This is a genomic window from Candidatus Omnitrophota bacterium, assembly GCA_014728045.1.
Classification (GTDB): Bacteria; Omnitrophota; Gorgyraeia; order Tantalellales; family Tantalellaceae; genus WJMH01.
In genome coordinates this window covers 1-2,198 of sequence record WJMH01000011.1, presented here as the reverse complement: position 1 = coordinate 2,198, position 2,198 = coordinate 1, and the positions used below count along the sequence as shown (strand labels likewise).

General features: G+C 51.1%; 4 protein-coding genes and 2 tRNA genes. All 6 read right to left on the bottom strand.

Going from position 1 to position 2,198, the window contains the following annotated elements:
* Window positions 1-122: 122 nt before the first annotated feature.
* A tRNA-Asn gene (locus GF409_04050) sits at window positions 123-198 on the bottom strand.
* Window positions 199-236: 38 nt separating this feature from the next.
* Window positions 237-527 (bottom strand): hypothetical protein, encoded by a 291-nt coding sequence (locus GF409_04045; protein ID MBD3426388.1) that lies wholly within the window; start codon window positions 525-527, stop codon window positions 237-239.
* On the bottom strand, window positions 524-1,087 hold the full coding sequence (locus tag GF409_04040; GenBank protein ID MBD3426387.1) for a hypothetical protein: 564 nt from the start codon (window positions 1,085-1,087) through the stop codon (window positions 524-526). Before GF409_04040 ends, GF409_04045 begins: the two co-directional genes overlap by 4 nt.
* A 3-nt stretch (window positions 1,088-1,090) precedes the next feature.
* Window positions 1,091-1,360 carry a hypothetical protein gene (locus tag GF409_04035; GenBank protein MBD3426386.1) on the bottom strand — a complete coding sequence of 90 codons (270 nt, stop codon included), beginning with the start codon at window positions 1,358-1,360 and terminating at the stop codon, window positions 1,091-1,093.
* A gap of 172 nt (window positions 1,361-1,532) precedes the next feature.
* Entirely contained in the window at window positions 1,533-2,030 is a 498-nt protein-coding gene (locus tag GF409_04030; protein ID MBD3426385.1) for a hypothetical protein, read from the bottom strand.
* 27 nt (window positions 2,031-2,057) lie between these two features.
* Window positions 2,058-2,143: transfer RNA gene (locus GF409_04025), tRNA-Ser, on the bottom strand.
* Window positions 2,144-2,198: the final 55 nt, after the last annotated feature.

Genomic DNA, 2,198 nt, shown 5'->3' with positions numbered 1-2,198 from the left:
GTCAAGCTTCCGGATCAATCCTTGGACTAGTTCCAGTTCACTAGGATCCAAGTCTGACCCCTTTCCCGCAGGTCTTTGGCACGACCTCTCCAATTATGGTAACACTCCTTATGGTATATGGATGGCTCCCCGGGCAGGATTCGAACCTGCGACCCAGCGGTTAACAGCCGCTTGCTCTGCCAGCTGAGCTACCGGGGAATGTGTCTGGTAGGAAAGAAGGAGCTTTTCTAGGGCTTCTAAGGCTCCACCTCTTCCTCTGTGTAGAAGGCTACCTCCTTCGCTGTGGGCATCGGCATCCCCAAGGCCTGGGCAGGCAGCAGTATCCTTTTCCAGGACTCTGTTCTTTCTGCCAAAAGGGTCTTTTTGGACTCTTCTTGGAGTAATGCCTTCTTTGCCTTCTCCTCCCTCCAAATCTCGACCATTGCTTCGAGGATCTTGTCGGATAGTCCGCCGGTAAGAAGGGCGAGAAAGAGAATGAGGACGGTACTTCTTATGCTCCAGACAAACCCTTTGGGTCCCAGCATCATCTTATCCTCCCTCCTCTGTCCCAGGTAATCTGCTTAGCGCGTCGCTCTTTGGACCCGGCAATACACTTCTTCAGCAGATGTACGGGACCAGGATACTTTTCTATGTCCTCATCTGGAACCGAAATGAGCCAGCTCTTTATCCGGCGGGAAATTTTCGGGGGCTCGCTTTCTGCCCACCTCAAGGCTAGAAAGCAAATCCCGCCCACTACAATGAAGGTGAGCATCGCCAATGCTGCAGTAAGGAGGGGCGCTTGGAACACGCTAAACTGGAACTCATGCCAGTGCTGACCTGCCCGGTAAAAGGGATAGGCAATGGTAAGCGGAAGGACTGCCCATGTTAGCGCGCTGGTCAAGTAGATTAGCGGAAGTTCTACAAAAACTAAGAACAGGTAGCGCTTCAAGCTAATCCCTGTGTAGTACTTCTGCACCGTAGCACTGAAGTCTCCTATATACCGGTCTATATACCGGTTGTTTAACCAGATGTCCCTGGCGGTAGCGGCTAACAGGAAAACCTTGTAAGCAAGAGAATCTCGGCGGGCTACGGTGTGCATGCATCCCATCTATTAGCCTCGATGAACTTCCCTTACTCGAACTTTGTCTAACCAGACAAAGGCGTTGTTCTCAGTCTGAGTGGCGTTGTTTCGAACAAAGGCGGCAGCTTCATCCGTGAGCCAGGTATGGCTGGCCCAGCACCGAAGATCGCCACGGAACTCCTCAATGCAGGCGTTTCTTGGCACCCCGGGGCGGAGATTGACGACGAACCTCTTTCCGTTCATGGTGAACGAACCGAGCTCATCTCTCTTGATCCTGGGGTCGGGCTGTCGTCTTCGCATAACAATACTCCTAAACTTCTGTCACTGTCCAAGTGTCAGGTTCTAGTGTATGAGAATACTCTACATCAAACTCTTGACCCTCGGCAATGGCTTCTTTCGCCTCTTCCAGGGTGTCTTCTTCGCCAAGAGCCTCGACTTGTACATAGGCCGTATGTACTTCTGTCACACCTACCTAGGCTACTTCGGCGTATATACCGATGTCCCTATCATAATCGAAATCGTACTTCTTACCAAGGGCTTGAACTTCCTTCTCGAAAGTATCGATTTCTCGCTGGAACTCTTGATGTTCCCGAGACTTGTAGACGGCTCCCCGCACTTCTTCTACGAAATCTGTTGCCCGGTGGTAGTCATTTTCTATTAGATGGAATAGGATATTCACCAAACGTTTCTCAGCCGCAGCCGAGGCCTTCTTATTGGGTTTGAAGGAAATGATTTCGATAGCAGTGCAATACTGCGCTTCTTGGAATATCCTTGCTTCTGCCAAGAAAGAGTTCTTGATTACGGGGACTTTGATTATTCTACCATCCGCCAACTTCTGGGCCCTGTCGGATATGGAGTTCAGTATCTTCTGGGGAGCCCGCTCCTTCGGGTTGGCGATCTCGGCATAGATTACCGGGTATCTCTGTTTCAGTTCTGCGGCTATCTCAGCCGGCTTGGTTTTCTTGGACATGTAATACTCCCATGTATAATTAATGAGTGGCGGAGGGCGGAGGAATCGAACCCCTACACTCTCATGTACCCCCGGGTTCAAGCCGGGTTGCGGACCTTTCCGCGGCGCCCTCCTCTATTTCCGCGAGATCCTTTGTCTTCGTTCCTCACATCTTCGAAGGATTTCTCT

What these genes read in the sequence shown, in the direction of transcription:
- GF409_04045 (MBD3426388.1), bottom strand. Translation starts at nt 527, where the DNA reads ATGATGCTGGGACCCAAAGGGTTTGTCTGGAGCATAAGAAGTACCGTC.
- GF409_04040 (MBD3426387.1), bottom strand. Translation starts at nt 1,087, where the DNA reads ATGGGATGCATGCACACCGTAGCCCGCCGAGATTCTCTTGCTTACAAG.
- GF409_04035 (MBD3426386.1), bottom strand. Translation starts at nt 1,360, where the DNA reads ATGCGAAGACGACAGCCCGACCCCAGGATCAAGAGAGATGAGCTCGGT.
- GF409_04030 (MBD3426385.1), bottom strand. Translation starts at nt 2,030, where the DNA reads ATGTCCAAGAAAACCAAGCCGGCTGAGATAGCCGCAGAACTGAAACAG.